Source organism: Candidatus Weimeria sp. HCP3S3_B5 (assembly GCF_052064335.1).
Classification (GTDB): domain Bacteria; phylum Bacillota; class Clostridia; order Lachnospirales; family Lachnospiraceae; genus Weimeria.
Map to the genome: position 1 here is coordinate 73,121 of NZ_JBQHVU010000003.1, position 19,798 is coordinate 92,918.

The 19,798-nt window shown below is 48.1% G+C and carries 17 protein-coding genes and 1 pseudogene; 5 read left to right on the plus strand and 13 right to left on the minus strand.

All coding sequences use genetic code 11. The annotated features are described in order from the left end of the window. The first annotated feature begins 147 nt into the window (after nucleotides 1-147). The 5 genes and pseudogenes from ACTNCK_RS02665 (at nucleotide 148) to erm(B) (ending at nucleotide 4,132) form a co-directional block, all read left to right on the plus strand. Nucleotides 148-972: a phospholipase D-like domain-containing protein gene (locus ACTNCK_RS02665; RefSeq protein ID WP_441080825.1), complete on the plus strand. Its 825-nt coding sequence runs from the start codon at nucleotides 148-150 to the stop codon at nucleotides 970-972. Nucleotides 973-1,798: 826 nt separating this feature from the next. After that, nucleotides 1,799-3,019, plus strand: coding sequence for an MFS transporter (locus tag ACTNCK_RS02670; RefSeq protein ID WP_075680193.1), 1,221 nt, complete (start codon nucleotides 1,799-1,801; stop codon nucleotides 3,017-3,019). 23 nt (nucleotides 3,020-3,042) lie between these two features. Next, nucleotides 3,043-3,138, plus strand: a pseudogene (locus ACTNCK_RS02675) (MLS leader peptide); the annotation flags it as partial. 48 nt (nucleotides 3,139-3,186) lie between these two features. Continuing rightward, nucleotides 3,187-3,270: a 23S rRNA methyltransferase attenuation leader peptide gene (locus ACTNCK_RS02680; RefSeq protein WP_001814874.1), complete on the plus strand. Its 84-nt coding sequence runs from the start codon at nucleotides 3,187-3,189 to the stop codon at nucleotides 3,268-3,270. 124 nt (nucleotides 3,271-3,394) lie between these two features. Continuing rightward, complete coding sequence (gene erm(B) / locus ACTNCK_RS02685; RefSeq protein ID WP_001038795.1) at nucleotides 3,395-4,132, plus strand: 23S rRNA (adenine(2058)-N(6))-methyltransferase Erm(B); 738 nt, start codon at nucleotides 3,395-3,397, stop codon at nucleotides 4,130-4,132. A gap of 41 nt (nucleotides 4,133-4,173) precedes the next feature. Here erm(B) and ACTNCK_RS02690 read toward each other — a convergent pair whose 3' ends face one another. From ACTNCK_RS02690 to ACTNCK_RS02750, 13 genes are all read right to left on the minus strand, one after another. Then, on the minus strand, nucleotides 4,174-4,926 hold the full coding sequence (locus tag ACTNCK_RS02690) for a helix-turn-helix domain-containing protein (RefSeq protein WP_441080826.1): 753 nt from the start codon (nucleotides 4,924-4,926) through the stop codon (nucleotides 4,174-4,176). 285 nt (nucleotides 4,927-5,211) lie between these two features. Then, a complete protein-coding gene (locus ACTNCK_RS02695; RefSeq protein ID WP_441080827.1) occupies nucleotides 5,212-6,780 on the minus strand; it encodes a recombinase family protein in 1,569 nt (522 codons plus the stop codon). Further along, a complete protein-coding gene (locus tag ACTNCK_RS02700; RefSeq protein ID WP_441080828.1) occupies nucleotides 6,780-7,196 on the minus strand; it encodes an integrase in 417 nt (138 codons plus the stop codon). Before ACTNCK_RS02700 ends, ACTNCK_RS02695 begins: the two co-directional genes overlap by 1 nt. 4 nt (nucleotides 7,197-7,200) lie before the next feature. Continuing rightward, entirely contained in the window at nucleotides 7,201-8,760 is a 1,560-nt protein-coding gene (locus ACTNCK_RS02705) for a recombinase family protein (RefSeq protein ID WP_441080829.1), read from the minus strand. Between the two features lie 52 nt (nucleotides 8,761-8,812). Then, on the minus strand, nucleotides 8,813-9,019 hold the full coding sequence (locus ACTNCK_RS02710) for an SHOCT domain-containing protein (RefSeq protein ID WP_441080830.1): 207 nt from the start codon (nucleotides 9,017-9,019) through the stop codon (nucleotides 8,813-8,815). A 115-nt stretch (nucleotides 9,020-9,134) separates the two neighbouring features. After that, complete coding sequence (locus tag ACTNCK_RS02715; protein WP_441080831.1) at nucleotides 9,135-10,613, minus strand: GH25 family lysozyme; 1,479 nt, start codon at nucleotides 10,611-10,613, stop codon at nucleotides 9,135-9,137. After that, nucleotides 10,603-11,028: a phage holin family protein gene (locus tag ACTNCK_RS02720; protein ID WP_010936765.1), complete on the minus strand. Its 426-nt coding sequence runs from the start codon at nucleotides 11,026-11,028 to the stop codon at nucleotides 10,603-10,605. Before ACTNCK_RS02720 ends, ACTNCK_RS02715 begins: the two co-directional genes overlap by 11 nt. A 67-nt stretch (nucleotides 11,029-11,095) precedes the next feature. Continuing rightward, nucleotides 11,096-11,902: a hypothetical protein gene (locus ACTNCK_RS02725; RefSeq protein WP_441080832.1), complete on the minus strand. Its 807-nt coding sequence runs from the start codon at nucleotides 11,900-11,902 to the stop codon at nucleotides 11,096-11,098. Beyond that, on the minus strand, nucleotides 11,899-13,317 hold the full coding sequence (locus tag ACTNCK_RS02730) for a hypothetical protein (protein ID WP_010936768.1): 1,419 nt from the start codon (nucleotides 13,315-13,317) through the stop codon (nucleotides 11,899-11,901). Before ACTNCK_RS02730 ends, ACTNCK_RS02725 begins: the two co-directional genes overlap by 4 nt. Nucleotides 13,318-13,319: 2 nt before the next feature. Then, entirely contained in the window at nucleotides 13,320-14,429 is a 1,110-nt protein-coding gene (locus ACTNCK_RS02735; RefSeq protein ID WP_441080833.1) for a hypothetical protein, read from the minus strand. Then, on the minus strand, nucleotides 14,422-16,692 hold the full coding sequence (locus tag ACTNCK_RS02740) for a hypothetical protein (RefSeq protein ID WP_441080834.1): 2,271 nt from the start codon (nucleotides 16,690-16,692) through the stop codon (nucleotides 14,422-14,424). The genes ACTNCK_RS02735 and ACTNCK_RS02740 overlap by 8 nt, the downstream gene beginning before the upstream one ends. A gap of 17 nt (nucleotides 16,693-16,709) precedes the next feature. Next, the gene (locus ACTNCK_RS02745; protein WP_441080892.1) at nucleotides 16,710-17,072 is read right to left on the minus strand and encodes a hypothetical protein; all 363 of its coding nucleotides are present in this window, start codon (nucleotides 17,070-17,072) and stop codon (nucleotides 16,710-16,712) included. Continuing rightward, complete coding sequence (locus tag ACTNCK_RS02750; RefSeq protein ID WP_441080835.1) at nucleotides 17,072-19,795, minus strand: phage tail tape measure protein; 2,724 nt, start codon at nucleotides 19,793-19,795, stop codon at nucleotides 17,072-17,074. Before ACTNCK_RS02750 ends, ACTNCK_RS02745 begins: the two co-directional genes overlap by 1 nt. Nucleotides 19,796-19,798: the final 3 nt, after the last annotated feature.

Here is a 19,798-nt window from a genome sequence, read left to right on the forward strand (position 1 = left end):
CGGGTCAAAAAGTGTGAGAGTTGAGTTGCCACGATAGATGTTACTATGTTGAGTTGCCGAGTTAGATGTTGGGGTAGTTGTGGCTGTGAGATAGATGTTACTTGTTGAGTGATGAGCGAAAAATTATTAAGGGAGGAGAGACTATAATTGACAGAAATTGAATATAGAAAACTACTCATTGATTCAGTGCGTGCCGGAGATTACCCTGAAAAAGATGGGCTGCTTGAATTGTTGAATATTTGCTCATTAAGGTTTGAAAAGACTAATGTTTTTACCAGAAACTTATGGAATCATTTCCAAGAGTATATTCATATTTGTATCGTTCCGGAGAAGATGATTGAGTTAAAGAAACACGCCGATTATCTTAAAAAAATGATATATGAGATCTATCCTCCAAACGATGATTATGAGCTGTGGGGAGTGGAGATTAAACCGGGAGCTATGCCTGACACTGAAGATATTAGTCAAGAAATACTATTTGAAAATATCAGGAATCAGATTATTGAGGAGATCCGTGCTGCAAAATATATGATCTGGATTTCTGTGGCTTGGTTTACAGATCCGGTTTTATATCAAGAATTACTCAAGAAAAAACAGCAAGGACTGGTTATAGAAATTGCTCTCGATGATTGTGATAGAAATCATAATGCGGAATTTTCATTAGAAGATGACTTCCCGGTTTACTGGATAACGGTTCAATCTTACTATCAGAATATTATGCATGAGAAATTCTGCGTGATAGACTTAGGTCAGTTTACAAGGAACTACACGCAGACCGTGAAACGGGCTGCTGACAACAAACGGCGCTATGCTCCCGGCTGGGTGCATAGCACCTGTTTGTTGCGGGGGTTTCCAAAGGGGGCAGCGCCCCATTTGGCACACGACTTTGCGGAGCAAAGTGTAGTGTGTTATACGCTCTGTCGGCGTTGCCCTGAAAATACCGTTGCCGCCGGGGAGGGCAAGGGCATTTGACGCGGCAGGAAAGCAGGGCTTTGTTTGGGGCTGGTAAGCCGGAAACAAAGGGCTGATTTCAGCAGCAGACAGGGCGTATTATGAAAGCCCCCGTCCCTCGTCCTCCGCCCCCGGCCTATGGGACAAAAAGTCCCAAAGCTCTGGACACCGTGACCAGATGTGTGGCCACACTCCGGGAAAAGTAGCAGGACGGCAGGAAACCGTCAAGGCTGAAATGAATGGGCTGACGCCCGGCCTTGACCGTTCCCCGCCGCCCCGCTGGATGGGTGGACAAGGTGGCCAATCCCTAAAAGTGTTTGGCCGCACTCGTTCATTTTGGGGCCTTTCTTCTCCCAAAATTGAAATGGGCGGGAAAGCCCTAAAATGGCTTTCCCGCCTTGATTACCCATTAGCAAAGACGGGCGAGACTGTCAACGGCGGCGCTGAAAGCGCCGTTCATCTTGACCGTTGACTGGCTCGCCTGGCTTTGCTACTGCCCGTAAGAGATGGAAAAACAAGATGGAAAACAAGGTTAAAAATGGTTGACAAGTCTATCGGATGTGTGTTATACTGTGCGACAGTTTGAGATTGGAAGGAGGCTTACGTGTGTTAATTTGTGTACGCTAATAAGCAATAAAAAGTAGAAGTACCTTTCCACATGATGGTGGGCTTTTTTTGCGTGCGTATGCAAAGGAACACGTAGGTTTGACACGAGCAGTCTTTGAACTGTATCGTGGTGTTTTTTCGTGCTTTGTTGTTATGCAGGCGTCTGCCCTCTCTGTGGGACAACGCCTGCTTTTTATTGCAGAAACAAAGGAACAATGCAATAAAAAAGGAGGTTCGCATTATGACCCAAAACAACAATTCATGGAGAAAAACTTATTTTACACTTCTTGCCGGACAAGCAATATCCTTTATTAGCAGCGGTATTTTGCAAATGGCCATTATCTTTTATTTGGTTGCGAAAACTAATTCTGCAATCATATTGACGGCGGCAACACTGATTGGATTTTTGCCGCAAGCCTGTTTAGGCCCGTTTGCAGGTGCTTTTGTTGACCGGCACAGCCGTAAAAGCGTAATGATTGGTGCGGATTTGATAATTGCCGCCGCTGGCGGTATTCTGGCGCTGGTGGCGTTTTACATGGAATTGCCCGTATGGTCTATTATGGTTGTCCTGTTAATCCGAAGTGCGGGAACTGCTTTTCATTCTCCAGCATTCAGCGCAGCAACACCTATGATTGTGCCAAAAGAGGAACTTACAAAATGCGCTGGTTACACGCAGACCATGCAAGCAGTAAGTGCGATTATCAGTCCAGCTGCCGCAGCGTTTTTATATGCTGTTTGGCCTCTTAATGCAATTATATTGTTAGATATTGTGGGTGCAATCCTTGCCTGTGTGACTGTTGCGATTTCGTCCATACCAACGCCTGAACTATGTCCAGAAACGAAAAGACAACAGTTTTTACAGGATATGAAAGAGGGGTATGTGGTATTAAAGCAAAACAGGGGCCTCTTTGCTCTGCTCTGGATTGGTGTAATTTATATGTTCTTTTATATGCCAATCAGTACGCTTTTTCCTCTCATCTGTATGTCATACTTCAAAGGAACACCGGCCCATGCCTCTGCCGCTGAAATTGCTTTTGCGGTTGGTATGCTGCTTGGCGGAGTCATTCTGAGCATTTGGGGCGGTTTTAAGAAACGGCGGTACACCATCGGTCTTTCCGTTCTCCTGATGGGCGTTAGCATTATGCTCTCCGGGCTTTTGCCGCCAGACGCATTTCTTGTCTTTGTTGTGTGCTGTACTGTTATGGGAATTTCCGCTCCATTTTACGGTGTGCAAAATGCGATTTTTCAAGAAACGGTCAAACCAGAATATCTGGGGAGAGTTTTTTCTCTACTGACAAGCGCCGCTTCCCTCGCCATGCCGTTTGGCCTTGTCATTTCCGGGCCTCTGGCGGAGCGGCTGGGAGTTGAGAAATGGTTTGTCATTTGCGGAATTGGCATTATCATCGTTGCGCTTGCCGTATTTTTACTACCCGGTTTGAGAGAGATTGACAATACGCAATAATCAACTGCACCTTTTTCTATTAAGGAAACGTAAAAGAAGTTATGGAAATAAGACTTAGAAGCAAACTTAAGAGTGTGTTGATAGTGCATTATCTTAAAATTTTGTATAATAGGAATTGAAGTTAAATTAGATGCTAAAAATTTGTAATTAAGAAGGAGGGATTCGTCATGTTGGTATTCCAAATGCGTAATGTAGATAAAACATCTACTGTTTTGAAACAGACTAAAAACAGTGATTACGCAGATAAATAAATACGTTAGATTAATTCCTACCAGTGACTAATCTTATGACTTTTTAAACAGATAACTAAAATTACAAACAAATCGTTTAACTTCTGTATTTGTTTATAGATGTAATCACTTCAGGAGAGATTACATGAACAAAAATATAAAATATTCTCAAAACTTTTTAACGAGTGAAAAAGTACTCAACCAAATAATAAAACAATTGAATTTAAAAGAAACCGATACCGTTTACGAAATTGGAACAGGTAAAGGGCATTTAACGACGAAACTGGCTAAAATAAGTAAACAGGTAACGTCTATTGAATTAGACAGTCATCTATTCAACTTATCGTCAGAAAAATTAAAACTGAATACTCGTGTCACTTTAATTCACCAAGATATTCTACAGTTTCAATTCCCTAACAAACAGAGGTATAAAATTGTTGGGAATATTCCTTACCATTTAAGCACACAAATTATTAAAAAAGTGGTTTTTGAAAGCCGTGCGTCTGACATCTATCTGATTGTTGAAGAAGGATTCTACAAGCGTACCTTGGATATTCACCGAACACTAGGGTTGCTCTTGCACACTCAAGTCTCGATTCAGCAATTGCTTAAGCTGCCAGCGGAATGCTTTCATCCTAAACCAAAAGTAAACAGTGTCTTAATAAAACTTACCCGCCATACCACAGATGTTCCAGATAAATATTGGAAGCTATATACGTACTTTGTTTCAAAATGGGTCAATCGAGAATATCGTCAACTGTTTACTAAAAATCAGTTTCATCAAGCAATGAAACACGCCAAAGTAAACAATTTAAGTACCATTACTTATGAGCAAGTATTGTCTATTTTTAATAGTTATCTATTATTTAACGGGAGGAAATAATTCTATGAGTCGCTTTTTTAAATTTGGAAAGTTACACGTTACTAAAGGGAATGGAGATAAATTATTAGATATACTACTGACAGCTTCCTAAAATTCAGCTTGAGCCGTTTGCAGATAAACGCCAAGTACGCTTGTTCCGTGTCGCTGTCCTGGCTGACGATTTCACCAGCAGTTTCCAGCATTTCTTTTAGCGGGTTATCCTCTGGGACGCTGAAAAAATCGTCCTTGTGTGTTTCCCGCAGAGCAAGGGCAATCCCGTTTATGTCCCGTTGTATCACATAGCGGCAAAACTCGTCCTCATCAATATGGGCGGTGATAAGCTGTCTTAACTGCGTATCACTCATGCCAGGATTATGCTTTTTTATAACAGTTGCGCTCATCGTGTCCACTATGGCGTTTGCACCCTGCGCCTGTTTCAGTGCCGTTCCGTTCACATAGATTTCAAGGTCAGCCATCAGCCGGGGGAAATCCGGGTGCGCCGCCAGCTCACACAGCAGGGTATTGTCTATCCTCCCGCTTTTCAGCAGGTCAATCATTTCATCACTCAAACGCAGGTCTGCAAGATCGGCGTTTGGGTGATTTTTCATTTCAGACAGCCCCAGCAGATAATCAGCGGTCACACCGTAAAACTTCGCCAGCCGGATAAGGGCATAGTGGCTGATGTCCTTGAAGTCTTCCGTTTCGTAACTGCCCAGCGCAGACTTGGAAAGCCCGGTCTGCTCCGCAAGCTGCCCCAGCGTCAAGCCACGCTCCACACGTAGGTCTTTTAATCGCTCTTGTATGGATAAAGACATATTCACCCTCCTTGCTAGCTCAACGAAAGAGAAGCCGTTATGCTATGTACTATGCTCATAGCATAACGGCATAGGCATTTACAGTTTTATTTTATATACATCAATACATGGGACTTTTAACTGGACGAAAGCTGCAAATTATAACAAAGAGCATATCAGTATTGATAAGAATCATTCAACAGCAACTGCTTTTGCAGATGAATTTATGAAATTAAAGAATAAAAAAGTTTGGAATTCATAAGAAATAGCTCCCCATCACTGGAAATCCAGTGGCGAGGAGCCTTTTTATGCTTCGATTTCGATTGCAAGCCCAGATTTGAATTCCACGGTGAAGTGGTCGTTGAAGACGGTAATCTTCTCGATGAGTTTTTTGACCAGAGCCTCATCAAACTCTGTTATGTCGGTTTCCTGCTCGGAGATGAAGTCCTGCAGCTCCTTGATCCGGTTCATGGTCTCTTCCCGGTGGTGGCTGTCAACTTCGGACTGTTCCCTCTGCTCCCGGAGGCGGAAAATCTCATCGGCGATGGCGTCGTAGTCCTGCTTGTTATTTGCCTTCTTGATAAGCTCTTTTTGCAGTTCTTCCAGCCGAGCTTGGATGCCATCCGGCGAGAGGGTGTCGGCGCTGACCACGGCCTTGGCGATATTGGCCTGCAACTGTTTCAGGAAGGTGCCGCGCTCTGTCAGAATCTGATTGATGGCATTGATCGTGACATCCTGCAGCAGGAGCTCGTTTACCGTCCGATTGGTGCAGTTTGTATCTGCGGAGCCCGGTTCCAATCGGCTGATGCAGCGCCAGACGATGGACTTGCAACCGTGGTTGTTCCAGTGGACACGCCGGTAAAGCTCGCCGCAGTCTCCGCAGAAAACCATCTGTGCAAAACAGTGATTGCATGAGAAGCTGCGTTTCTTGCCTGTCGGGCTGACATGCACCACACGCCTACGGACAAGCTCCGCCTGCACCTGCATGAAGATGTCTTTTGGAATGATCGCTTCGTGATCGCCTTCGACGTAGTATTGAGGGACGGTGCCGTTGTTCTTGATCCGTTTCTTTGTCAGAAAGTCGGTGGTGTAGGTTTTCTGTAGAAGGGCGTCACCCATATACTTCTCGTTCCGGAGAATTTTGTTGATGGTGCTGGTGTGCCATTTTTCTTTTCCTGCTCCGGTTAAAATGCCGTCAGCCATAAGACCGGCGGCAATCTTGTCCATGCTGGAGCCTTCGAGGTATTCCCGGTAGATGCGTTTTACGATTTCTGCCTGTTCCGGATCGATGACGAGGTTGCCGTTTTCATCCTTGGTGTATCCGAGGAAGCGGTTGTGGTTAACCTGAACCTTGCCCTGCTGGTAGCGGTATTGAAGGCCGAGCTTGATGTTCTCGCTCATGGATTGGCTTTCCTGCTGGGCAAGGCTCGCCATGATCGTAAGGAGCACCTCGCCTTTGGCATCCAGCGTGTTTATGGACTCCTTCTCAAAATAGACTGGAATGTTCTTGTCCTTGAGCTGCCGGATATATTGGAGGCAGTCGAGGGTGTTTCGGGCAAATCGGCTGATGGATTTGGTGATGATCATGTCGATGTTTCCGGCCATGCACTCCTCGATCATGCGGTTGAACTCGTCACGCTTTTTGGTGTTGGTACCGGAGATGCCATCGTCCGCAAATATGCCTGCCAGCTCCCAGTCAGGATTTTTCTGGATGTACTCCGTGTAGTGCGTGACCTGCGCCTCGTAGCTTGTTTCCTGTTCTTCAGAATCCGTACTGACGCGGCAGTAGGCTGCAACACGGAGCTTTTTCTGTTCAGATTGCTTTACTGTGTTCCCGACCTGCCTTTTGGCCGGGATGACCATAACATTTCCCATTAGATCGCCTCGCTCTCAATGAGGCTGTACAGGTATTCTGCCTGTAGCCTCGGATCTTCATATTCCTCATCCGCCTCTGCAAACCGAAAGTGTGTCGGAACCTCTATAGGCTTTGAACTTTTTAGAAGGTTTAGTCTACCAAGCTTACCGGCACGTTCCAGACGAATCGATTCTGCTTTGTCGAAGGTCTCCTGATCAATGATTGCCGGGTAGAAGTCATCGCCGAGGTAGTGCCTGTTTTGCATCAGACGCTTTGCCGAGCTGTGGTAGGTTTCGATGCCTGCCTCAATAGCAGCTTTTGACTGTGCCATTCCGGCGAGGTAATTCTCGTATAGCTTTCTGATTTTAGCGGCTTCATCTTCGTTAATCACAGCGCAGCCGTTTTCAATTCTGTATCCGTATGGTGTATGTCCCATGCCCTCACTTCCTTTCCCTGAGCGTAAGACCGCATTTCAGTTCAAACCGGATATCGTTTCTGGAATGAACGATGATGCGCTTTACATATCTGTCAAATAAGTCTTTGTCGAACTCCTGAAGCATGGCACTCTTTTCTGTGAAATGAATCAGTGCTGTGGTTTCGGTGACTTTGTTTACATCTCCGGAGACTTCATTCTTCAGGGCTTCAATCTCGTCCCGGAAGCTGTCCGCCTGAGAAAGCAGTTCGTTTGTTTCCTGACTGTAGAGCACCGGATCAATGATTCCCTGCGTCATGAGCATTGTAAGAGTCTCGCGCTTTTCGGTATTCTGTGTCAGAAGGGTTTGAATCTGTTGAATACGATGAAGAGAATCATCTGAAGATGATGTTTTCAACGATTCTAAGTAGGGCTTCAGGATTTGTCGGTGTGAAAAAATCAGCTTGTTCAACATCGTGGTGAATGCCTGCTTCAGCGCATCGTCTTTTACAAAAAGCATGTGGCACCTATCCTTGTCTTTGATATGGGTGTTGCAGCACCATGCGACATATTTGTGATCGGTGCAGCTATGAATCCGGCGCTTGAAGGTGTCGCCGCACTCACCGCAGATGATCTTGCCGGAGAAAGCGTATCGGTTTTGGTATTTATCGGTACCTTTTGTCACGCCTTTTTCGGAAGCCCGCTGACTTATAAAAATCCTTGCAGCCTCAAAATCCTCCCGACTGATGATCGGTTCGTGATGATCTGTGACCATGTATTGCGTCTGCTCGCCGTGGTTGCTGTGTCGGACAAATTGTGAATCAGAATAAGTTTTCTGGAAAAGGCAGTCGCCGACGTATTTTTCATTTGAAAGCATGCCTCGTATGGTTGTGGCCGTCCAGCGTCCGCCTCGCTTGGAAGAAACGCCGCGCCGGTTCAGGTCATCCGCGATGGCGTGGGTGCCTTTGCCGGAGAGTAGCGACGCGAAGATTTCTTTTACCACAGCCGCCTGCTCAGGGTTGATTACCATCTGTTCGCCGTCCCAATCATATCCGTAGGGTGGGTAGCTGCATTTGAAGGTTCCGTTTTCGAAGCGCTTCTGAATTGACCACTTGCTGTTTTCTGATATGGAAACAGATTCACTTTCGGCCATGCCGGAGAGGATTGCCAGAAAAAGCTCGCTCTCCATCGAACCGGTGTTGATGTTCTCCTTCTCGAAGAAGATCGGAATGTTCAGATCAAGCAGCTTTCTGACCAACTCTAAGCAGTCCGTTGTATTTCTGCTAAAGCGGCTGATAGACTTCGTAACAATGAAATCTATCTTACCGGCTTTGCAGTCACCGATGAGCCGCATGAGCTCTGGACGCTTATCTTTCTTGGTGCCGGTGATACCCTCGTCGTAGTAGAGGCCTGCGAACTCCCAGTCATCACGGGAAGTGATGTAGTTTTCGTAGTGAGTCTTCTGTGCCTCAAGGCTTTCAAGCTGTGCATCGGAATCTGTGGAGACGCGGCAGTAGGCGGCTACCCTGATCTTTTTGAGCTTGACCTTCGAGCTCGCTGTTTCCGCAATTTTCGTTACTTTTTTCAAGGGAAGTCCCTCCTTTCCGTACGTCTATACATCACTCTAAAGCGACTACATATCAAGGTATTATTGGCATTATTTCCGCGAACAAGGGAGAGAAAGTTTCCCGATTGATGGCGGTTAATTTGTTGAATTCAGCCACAGAAATCAGGCCGTCATCGAGCATCTTTTTAGTGATGTCCTGCGCCCGGCGATAGTCGAGATCGCCCTGAATCCGCTCATGTGTAAAATATCCAGATTGAACATTTGTGTTTTCGTTTGGCATAACATATCCACCTCCAGTTTCCACTGGAGATTGCAGGCTGTTTTGAGCGGAGGAAAATAAAAAAACCTGCGGGCATTCCGAAGAACACTCGCAGGCATGCAGATTGGGTATTCAGTTATTTCACTCTGATCTTCCAGCCGGTCAGGATCAGGTTTACGTTTTTGATGAGCGTTGGATTGAGTTTTTGAATCGCAGAAACACTGGTGTCATACTTTTGGGCGATGGAAGAGAGGGTATCGCCGCTTTTCACGGTATAGAAAACAGCAGATTCACTCTTTGCTTTCACCAGAGCGTTGACTTTGGCCTGCACGGCAGAATAGTCATATCTGGCAGCAGTGAGGCGGTTTTTGCGGTCGGTACCGTTTCCCCATTTGCCGTCCAGCACTTCCTTGGCGATCTCGTCCACGGTCTTTCCCGGAGCGACCGGATCAGGAGTGACGGAGCCGGTATTGTACTTCGGTACGCCATAGCCACGGATGTTCTTTCCATCAACCTGCAGAGAGCGTCTGCTGACAGAATCGCTCTTATTTCCTTCAATGATGGTGAGGGTCTTGCCTGAAACAGCCTCGACGATACCGACGTGATCCGGCCAGCCGGTGTTGTCTCCGGAACCAGAATCCTGCCAGTCATAGAAGATGACATCGCCGGGAGAAGGGAGATAGGCATCATTCTCCACCCACTCACCGAGTTTCTGGAAAAGGGTGACCATCTGGCCGCAGCCGCATTCGTTCGGAATGATATCGGTCAGGTCGCACTTGATGGCGAGGGCTGAGACAAAGGTAGCACACCATGCGTCCGTGTATTTCACGGCATATCCTCTGGCGAGGGGCTTGTGGCTGTTATAGACATCAATAATTTCTCTATGGCTGCCGTCGGATTCCTTCTTTCCAAGCCATGCTCTTGCTTGTGCGATGATCTGGTCACGCTGGGAGTTTGTCGCTGGAGCAGGGGTGTTGTCGTCAAAGGCATCCTTCGTATAGCCGTTGAAGCCGCCGCTCTTGATGATGGCGGGATAATCCACATAGCCATAGTCCAGATCTACGTTGCCGCTGATGCCATCGACAGAGCCTTTGGAAGAATACTGCCAGATGCCGTAGTTGCCCTTATAGGAACACTTGCTGGCATATTGTGCTACCCAGTGAGCGTAAGGCGTGAGCTTCGTGTCGTCCATGCGCTCTTTGAAGCCAGAAACAGCGGAGCCGTAAATGCCGACGAAGTATCCGGCGGATTCCATTGTCTCGCAGAAAGCAATGGTGGCCTCCGTGATACCGACCTTGGCAGAAGCAGGTTGTGCTTCATTATCCATGTAGACCGGGTATTCAAGCTGTTTTCCCTTCAGGATTTTCAGAAAGCGCTCTGCATCAGCTTTTCCGGCGGCAGCGGTCACGCAGTCCTTACCGACAAAATAATATGCGCCGATAGGAATACCGGCTGCTTTCGCACCTTTGTAATTTGCTTCCCACTTACTATCCGTATAAAAACCGGCATCGGAGCCGCCAGCTTTGATGATGGCAAACTCGATACCGGCCTTTTTGACCTTGTTCCAGTCAATGTTTCCCTGCCAATGGGATACGTCAATTCCTTTATTCATCATGCTTGTGTTCCTCCTCACTGTCGCGGTCGTGGAGCTGCTCTAAAACCGCTTTCAATTTCTCAGGGATAGGTAGTCCGAGATGAGCGGAGTTTTCTGTCAGAGACAGACCCTCATTGGACAAATAGAAAAAGATGATCGCCGTTCTGAGCACTCCCGGCTGGCCGAGCACCTGAACATCAACGACGTTTCCAATGCCGACAAGCACGAAGATGAGCACTTTGCGGCAGATGCCTTTGAAGCCCACTTCGCTGGACAGCTTCTTATCGACGATGGCGCACATAACACCAGTGATATAGTCGCAGACAGCAAAGATAATCAGGGCAATCAGCAGCCCGTCACATCCTCCAAGGAAGTAGCCCAGCCATCCTCCGACAGCGGCAAAAGCTAATTGAATAGAGTTCCAGAATTCTTTCATGTTGTGATTCCTCCTTTTTCTTGGCATGAAAAAAGCAGCTGCCGCCTTGGCGCTGCCTAATTCCGAGTTACAGGTTATAGTATTCTTTTGGCTTCCCGCCGCTACCGATGCGTGCGGAGTAGGAATACAAAGTGTTGAAAATGGTGTCCGTGTCATCATAGCGGTCAACCAGCTTATAGCACGAGACATACGGGTCAAAGTATCTCAGGTCTTCTGGCTCGATATATGCTGACTGCTGTTTCCCTTTTGACAGAAGCGCTGTGCAGCTTGAACAGACGTGTTCAGATTCCTTGGCGTAGTTTTCCGGTGTATCGCCTTTAAGGAACCAGTGCTCGTCATGCCATTTGCAGTCATGGTAGCAGGCGCTGTTTGCAATCATGGTGTACTGATAGCCGGTCGGAAGCTGTTGCAGAGCTTCCAGATGCCGGGCAAACCAGTGGAACAATACAATCCGGTCATACATGGAATAATCACCGGTTTGAAGCTCGGATAGGGTCAGCGCCCGCGTGATGGATAACGTAAGCCGCACTTCCGGATATTCCTGCTTGATCCTTGCCGCCAGCTTGTCATCATTCAGAATAAACTGGTGGATGCCAAGGGCGCGGTATTTTCGGATCATGGTGATGGTTGTCTTCTTCTGGGCGAGTATGCAGACAGGGATGCCGAGGGCGAGAAGGCTTTTGATGCGCTCGACATATTCCTCGTAGGTTTTCGGATAGTCGCTCCGGAAGGTAATGTCAAAGCGGGTATTATCGCAGTCATCCTTCCACGCAGCGGCATAGATGCAATCAATGTACGGAATCAGAGCAGGCCTCTGCAGGAGCTTTTCCGGATAGGCCGGATCAAGGTTATATGGGATTTCAAACTTTATCATGCTTCCTCCGTTTCTGTCAGCGTATAGGTGACTTTCATAGTTTTATCCGCCGTCTTGATAACGGGTGTGGAGAGATTGTTGATGGTGGCGAGGTACGGCGTATACAAATACAGCTCCTTACGGAAATGATATCCGTAGTAGCTGTAGAAAAATTCCTGATAGGCGTAGGTCTTATACATAGAGACCATACGATGTCCCCACTGCTCACCGTCCGTATAAGTGTCCTTATTTCTTACGTAGAGGGCAGGTCTGCCGTCGTAGTAGTACCAGCCATTGATGACAACTTCATCATCGATACAGAAGGTGTACTGCTGGTTATTGTTATAGCTGGCGTTTGCCACGACCTCTATGTTTGCCACATTCGTCGTATCGAGGCGATAGACGGTGCTTCCGATAGCAAACATCAGCCATTTGCCGCTCATGCCGATATTGGAAATGTCAGTAGTGTCGGAAGGCAGGATGATCCTTTGGGTCGTGCATCTGTCACCACTGATCTTATCCATATACCACTCAAAGCCGGTGCGGTCGTATACTTCAGAACCGTATCGCACGCCAGTGTAGGTGCGGATTTCTTTTCGGGCAATGCCGTACCAGTTGCCATCCGAAGCGTGGAAAAGATAATCCATTCGGTTTTCATCATTCCAGTAAGGAGCGTCGGTATCGTCTTTGCTCCCGCCTCCGGTGTAGTGCGTCCAATAAGGGTAGTGGTTCATTTCGATGTTTGTTTCCTCGATGGCCTCTGTCGCCATCTGAGTATAAGTTCTGACCATCAGGCGTGCGTGGATGTAGTCCTCCGGAACCTTTCTAAGATTCACAGAAGTGCTGTTGCGGACAGCAATCATCTCCAGTCGGTATCCATCAGCAATAAAAGTCCGATGGTTATGCCGATAGCTGTTATTATCAATCTCTCCGCTGATAGGGGTGTCGCCTTTCAGACGAACAAAATAGTTTGCACCATACTTGCAGCCGCGTCCGGCGAGAACATTTGTTAGGCAAATGCAGGAGATGGTGCCATTGGCCTGCGAAGTGGCAAAGTCCCATACATATTTGAAGCCGCCGTCCACAGCCTTGCTCTCTGTCAGGTTGCGGCTGCCGCGCTGGATATCCTCCGTATTGTTAGCATCATTTGAGGCATACCCGATCAGTGGATTATTGAGGGGAGCGTATATAACGGATGGATCTTCCTCAATCTCGTCCTGATAAAGAAGAATGCCGCCAGTGAGCCGCTGATATATAGGTAGAAGCCATGCTTCACCGCTCTGGCTGTCAAAGCTGGGACTGTTATACATCGCGCCTTGAATATTTGTGTTGAGAATATCAAAGATGGCTTCCGTTACAAGGTTTTCATCTTCATAGATTTCCTTTTTACCGGTATGGACATCTGTGAGCTCTATAATACTTTTTCCTTTGAGCATAGTTATTCCTCCGTGTTCAGATAGTCTGTGGTGATTGAACGTACATATCCGTTCTCGCCGCTAATCACAAAGCGGTACATCAGCTGGCCGGTGATGGCTTTCTCTGCCCATGCATTTGTAGAGATAGCTTCCAGTGCGGCTTTCGACATACCGGATGCTTCCTCCGATAACCTTGCCCACGAGGAGCCGGTATAAGTCCACCAGCTTTCTCCGGCATCAAAGGAAACGGCAAAGAGCGCTGAATCATCGCAGTCTACTGTGACCTTCTCAATGCCAATAATAGATGAATCGGACATGTCGATATTTTCCGAGTAGATTACCTGCGGTTTCGGCACGCCGGTATAACTCGCCGTGAAGGGCGGGAACCTGTTCTGGGAATTGTGCCAGTAGAGGATGGTCGGATCTACGAGCGTAAGAAGCAGGGCTCCGTCCGGGATATCCTGCACGCCGTAAGTTTCAAACACTTCTGCGGTCAGCTCGGTTTCACTGAGCTTTAAAAGGCTTCCTTCCTCTACGGTATAAAGGGCTCCTGTGGCGTCTGTTATCAGATAGCGTCGGTTGTATGGATCGAGAAGCACCGGAAGCTCATCTGAACGGACGAAGGCTGTCCCACTGTCATTCTGGTGCAAAAAAGTCACACATCCTCCTGCAACAGGCGTGAAGGAAATATTCCCGGTACCGGTTACAAGGGTGCACTCGCCAAGGTAGGAAGGGTTTGTGGGTATCGTTTCAAAATGAAGAACGATATCGCCGGTATCCAAAAGCAGCAGATCCCAGACCAGCTTTACATCAGCACTCGTCATGCTGTACTGTGAGTATCCCTCCCAGCGGACGCGCAAAAACCTATAGTAGTTGTAGATCGTCCCTTCCTCTCGACGGATTGTCCAGCTCATTGCGTCGCGCCGATGGACTTTTACCTGTTCTGCGTTTGCTCCAATCCCTATCCACGAGTTTCCATTTACATAGATATTCGCAGCGGTTACGGAGTTGTAGGTAAACCAGCTGATACCGGGAACGGTGTCCGTGCCACTGTCATTTCCGACGTTATTACGTATATAGGTCATATTATCCGTGCTTTGAAAAAGCTCTTGGATAGAAAAATAATCAGCCACTTTGCACCTCCAGTTCTGTTATCGTTTCAAATGCGGTAAGTCCAAGTGGATAAACCGCAAGTCTGCCTCGGTCGATTTCTGCGGCCTCGCCCTCGATGATTTCCGCATACTCGGTCTTCAGCTTCATACTGCCATTTTCATGAATAGTATAGGCGGTATCTGTGAGTACACGTGCAGGGAGGATTCTTCCATTAATGAATGGTTCCGTAACAAATGGATTGATGACAATGCTCGTCAGCGAATCAAAGTCTGCTGTTGAAATAGTCAGCGAGTCCATACGGCCACGGTTCAGGTTCCGCTCGGTACCGCCAGAAATCGTGTAAGACTTCCGGAGAGAAAACTGTGTATCATCTTCGACATATTCCTGCCTGTATGACATCTTCCGTTTATCGCTTACGTCCACGATGTCATGAACAATCGGAGCAAAGGTGCGCACGTTATCGGAAAGGGCATAAAGCGTCATGCCGGATAAGAGCACTGGCGACACAGCGTCGGAAGCTCCGGTCGGTTCCGGTGTATGGAGAATGGTCTCCACGGCTTCTTCAAAGGGAAGATGCTGAAGGCTGGAAAGCACAAGCGGAATATAGTCGTCACTGGCATCAATGCGGCCATTCCATCTGTCCTGAGCACCCAAGCCCTGACCTGTGATGGAAGCAATGATGTTCTGCGCATTTATCGTTGCGCTGCCGGGAGCGATAGTGATCCATACGGCAAAGGTGTGCAGTGTCTTTTCTGTCATATCCAGAAGCGGATAAAACAGGTTCAGGATATGAGCACCGGTGTGCCAAGTCTCCATCGGATGGAATTCCTCCACCTCATGGCCGTCAACAACATACCCGACTCTGATGACAGACTGGCCGTCCTCCTGCCATTCCACAGGAACGGTAACAGTGGTTTCAAGCTCTCTGTCACTGGTGACGGGATTATCGTTCTCATCCGTGGTCTCTTCGGGAAAAATAGTGGTTCCTGTGCCTTCGGCTGTAACAGAGCGATCCACTGGCTCTGCCGTCACATTTATAAGGACAGCAGCTTTAAACTCGCAGTCTGTTTCTTCTTGCGTGGCAAATTCCAGACTGACGATGAATACCGGTTCTTCGCCAAGAGTGTATGGCATGGCATTCATATAGGAGTAGGTCGCCATCTTTGTGCTCTCGACAGAATTGATAAGCCCGGTGATATCTTTATCATTTTTGCTTTTTGCTTCCGCGAGGCGAGGATTCTTACCGACGCATTTTAAGGAGCATTTTCCATTGATCTTTGTTGTGATGGAGGTGATCGCAGCCATCTGGGAGGCATCTGCCTGCCCGCCGGTAAAGGTGAGGACATCACCGGGTTCCAGCGCAGGATCGCCTATGGTCTCGGAATCAAACGGAACATACCGAATGACTGAGATTGCATTCAGGATATTGTTGAGAATGCGGCTTCTGGTCTCATCAAGTCCGAATTGCAAAAGAGGGTTTGTCTCAAGATTCATGGTGAGGCCGTCGTCGGGATCGAGAGAATAATATTCTGCGGTATTAGTACGCCGGTTTGTGGAGCTGATTGCCGTATAGCGTGTTACAAAATCAGAAAAGCTGCTGGAGTAGCGGTGGGTATTATTTATCGTGCAAACCGGGCTTTCTCCGTACTGAACCAGCTGCAGCTTTCCTTCACGGTTGATAAAGGCAAACGAGCAGAGCGCCTGCGCGAGATAATGCAGAAAGTCACGCCAAGTTTCGATATCATTATCCGGATATATGCCAAGGAGCTCAGAGCCATTTGGCAGGGCTTCGATTTCTTCTTGTGTATGAGCAAGCTCCACATGGCAAGTCGTACACATTGCGCTGAGAAAATCATAAGGATACCCGCTGGATTGCGCTTCGCTATAGGCCTTATCAAAATTTAGCATCGCGTCATAGGCTTTTATCTCAAGCGTTTTTATTTTTCGGTTTGCCTCAGCAACATAGAAGATGCCCATCGGGACGTCCTCAACGGTGTCATCAGAGAGGTTCATATGAAAGATGAGCTCCACCTCTGCATTTTCCAAGGAATATCGGTCAATATCGGAAAACAGAGAAATCCCAAGCTCTGCTGCATAAACGGAGCCGAGTTCTATCTCGGAGGAGCCTGAGCACTGTCTCGAAACGTAACCGGAGCCTTTTACAATATCCTTATTCTCGAAGGGATAGACCTTCCCGGATGTGGTAGTAATTGTTCCCGACCATGAAAAGGAGCGGGTGTTGTCCTGTATCGCTGTTTTATATGAATCAGATACGCTGTACATTGCGCCGCTCCTTTCCGTTAGTATTCATTCAAATCAAAGCTGACCTTCCACAAGCCTTTTTTACTGGTGTCATGTGCAAGGGAAGTCTTGAAACTGTCAATATACATTTCCCGTGTTTCACGAATCATCGTATCCGTATTAAAGAAAGCGACTGTGAGCTTCGGCTTTGCCCGCATGAGAGACAGCTTCTTAAGCCATGCAGGAGAAACCTGAAAGGACACGGAGATTTTCACCACGCCGGAGCGGACGATATCCCGCTGGGTGGTTCCGGCCTCCGTCTCTCCGGAGCTGTCTGCCTCTACATCAGAAAGGGACAGGTCATAGGAGGCTGGAAGCGGCATCTCTACGCCGTCAATATTCAAATAGTGTGAAAAAGCCATCATCTGCCTCCTGACCGGAGCGCCATTCGCTGCTGGGCTGTGACGATGGTCTCGTCAAGCAGCGTGCCTCCAAGATAAACCGGGATGGTGATATCGCCTCCGCCGCCGACTCCGGAAAGAGCAGTAACGATAGCCGAGGTCTGTCCGGCAACGGCATCCTGAATCATGCCGCGTAGGGAGTCGACACCGACAATGGCCTCCGCACCGGCTTCTCCTGCGCCAAGTAGCGTATTCCCGCTCATGCCGAAGATGGTCGGTGAGTCAAGGATCATGCCGTTGCCCATCGCCTTTTTGTACCATTCCACAGAGAAATGCGGGATGGACGGCGGGTTTAGAGAGAAGCTCCCGGAAATGGAGAAGTGCGGCAGCTTAATCTTTGGCAGCTCCCAGTGGAAGTTGAATACGTTCTTCAGCTTGTTCACGATGCCGGAGATAAAATTCCAGATCCCGTTGAACACATTAGAGACCGTATTCTTGATGCCGTTTAGGACATTCGATATCGTATTTTTTATGGCGTTGAAGGCTGTGGTGATACCATTTTTCACGGTATTTACCACAGTCGTGATGGTGGTCTTTATCCCGTTCCAGACCGTAGATACCACAGTTTTTAGGGCATTCATCACGGTAGTGACCGCTGTCTTTATGGCATTCCAAGCCGTGGTGATGAAAGTCTGGATTGCCGTGACGACTGTTGTGACCACGGTTTTTATTGCGTTCCATACCGTCGTGACCACTGTCTTTATCACATTCAGGACGGTCTCGATGATCGTCTTGTAGATATTGAAGTAGGTGGTGACGATGGTTTTTATCACATTGAACACGGTCTCAAACACAGTCTTTATGGCGTTCCAGATCGTTTCAAAGAAAGTCTTTATGGCATTAAAGACCGTCTGCACCGTGGTCGTGATCGCCGTCCATGCATTTGTGAGGAAGGTGCTGATGCCGTTCACAGCCGCCTCGAAGATTCCCTTGATGGTCTCCCAGACAGTGGAGAAGAAGCTCTTGATCGCCTCCCATGCCGTAACGACCGCCTGCTTGATGTTTTCCCACAGGTCGATCCAGAACTGCCTAAAGCCCTCGTTCGTATTCCAAAGATAGATGAAGGCTGCCACCAGCGCTGCAATCGCAGCGATGATTAGGACGATAGGATTGGCCAGCATGGTCGCGTTCAGTGCAGCCATCGCACCTTTTACCACGCCGATTGCAGCAGAAACCTGCGGGATGATCGTCATAATTGTACCGACCGCCGAGATGATCTTTCCGACCACCACCAGAATCGGGCCGATAGCTGCCGCCACAAGAGCGATCTTTACAATCGTCTGTTGCACTGGAGCCGGAATCTTGCTCCACATTTCAGCAAAACCTTTTAGTGCTGCGGAGATGTCCTTTAAGACAGGAGCAAGAACGGTAGCGAGGGTGTTTCCGATTTCTGCACCTGTCTCCTTCAGGGAGTTCATTGTCATCTTGAACTGGTCAATCGGATCGAGAGTCTCGTTGAAGGTGTTCTCGACACTTCCCTCAAAATCACCGAGGGAACCGGCAAGGTCATCAAGACTCAGCTTCCCGCTTTGGACAGCGTTATAGATGGCCGCGCCAGCCTTGCTTCCGAAAAGGTCATAGGCTGCTTGCAGCTTTTCTGTTTCAGAACCGTTTCCCTTCATGGTCTCGGAGAATCCGGCCAGCGCCTGATCCAGTGTCTTTCCGTCCTTCGTCGCATTTTTCATGGCGGTCTTAAGACCCATCATGGCAGACGAAGTATCAAGACCGGACATTTCCACCATTCCCATGAAACCCGCAGCCTGCTGGGCGGTCAGTCCCATTTCCTTTAGCTGGATGGCGTTGGAGGAAAGAGCACCAGCAAGGGTATCCATGTCGATGCCGGTGGCCTGTCCGGTTGCGTTTAAAGCATCAAGAAGGGAGTCCGCCTCGGAGGCATCCATACCGAAGGCGTTCATGACGGATGACACATTGTCGATGGATGTCGAGACATCGGTATTGTTGAGCTGGGCGAACTTTATGAATTTTGCGGAGAGATCATCAAGTGCCTGCCCGGTTAATCCAAAGCGGGTGTTGACCTCGCCGACAGCGGCACCGGCGGTTTCGAAGTCCGTCGGTATCTCTGTGGCGAGGTCTTTGACGATATGGTTCATATCTTCCAGAGCTTTTCCTGTCGCACCGGTTTTTTGAGCAACGATATCAAGCCCTGCGTCCACTTCATTGAAGGCTGCAAGGGAGGCCGCGCCGATAGCCATAATAGGAGCTGTGACGTGAGTAGTAAGTCCTGTCCCTACGCTGGATATCTTGCCGCCGACCTCCTGCAGCTTGCTTCCGGCCTGCTTTAATGTGGCAGATATATGAGAGTCGGTTTCCCGGCACTGCTGTTCGAGGTTTTTGAGCTCGTTTTCTGTCTCTATAATCTCACGCTGCCATGCATCGTATTGCTGCTGGGTGACGGTACCGTTTTTGAGTCCAGCATCCATCTGGTCTTGCACGGACTTCAGCTGAGTGAGCTTGTCCTTCGTTTCGGAGACAGCCTGTTTTAAGAGCTTCTGTTTTTGCTCAAGCAGCGTAGTGTTCGTCGGGTCGAGCTTTAAGAGCTTGTTTACGTCTTTCAGCTGCGCCTGCGTATTCTTGATTTCTTTGTTGACTCCAGAGAGTGCCTTGGAAAGGCCGGTCGTATCGCCGCCGATTTCCACGGTTATGCCTTTTATTCTGTCGGCCATGCG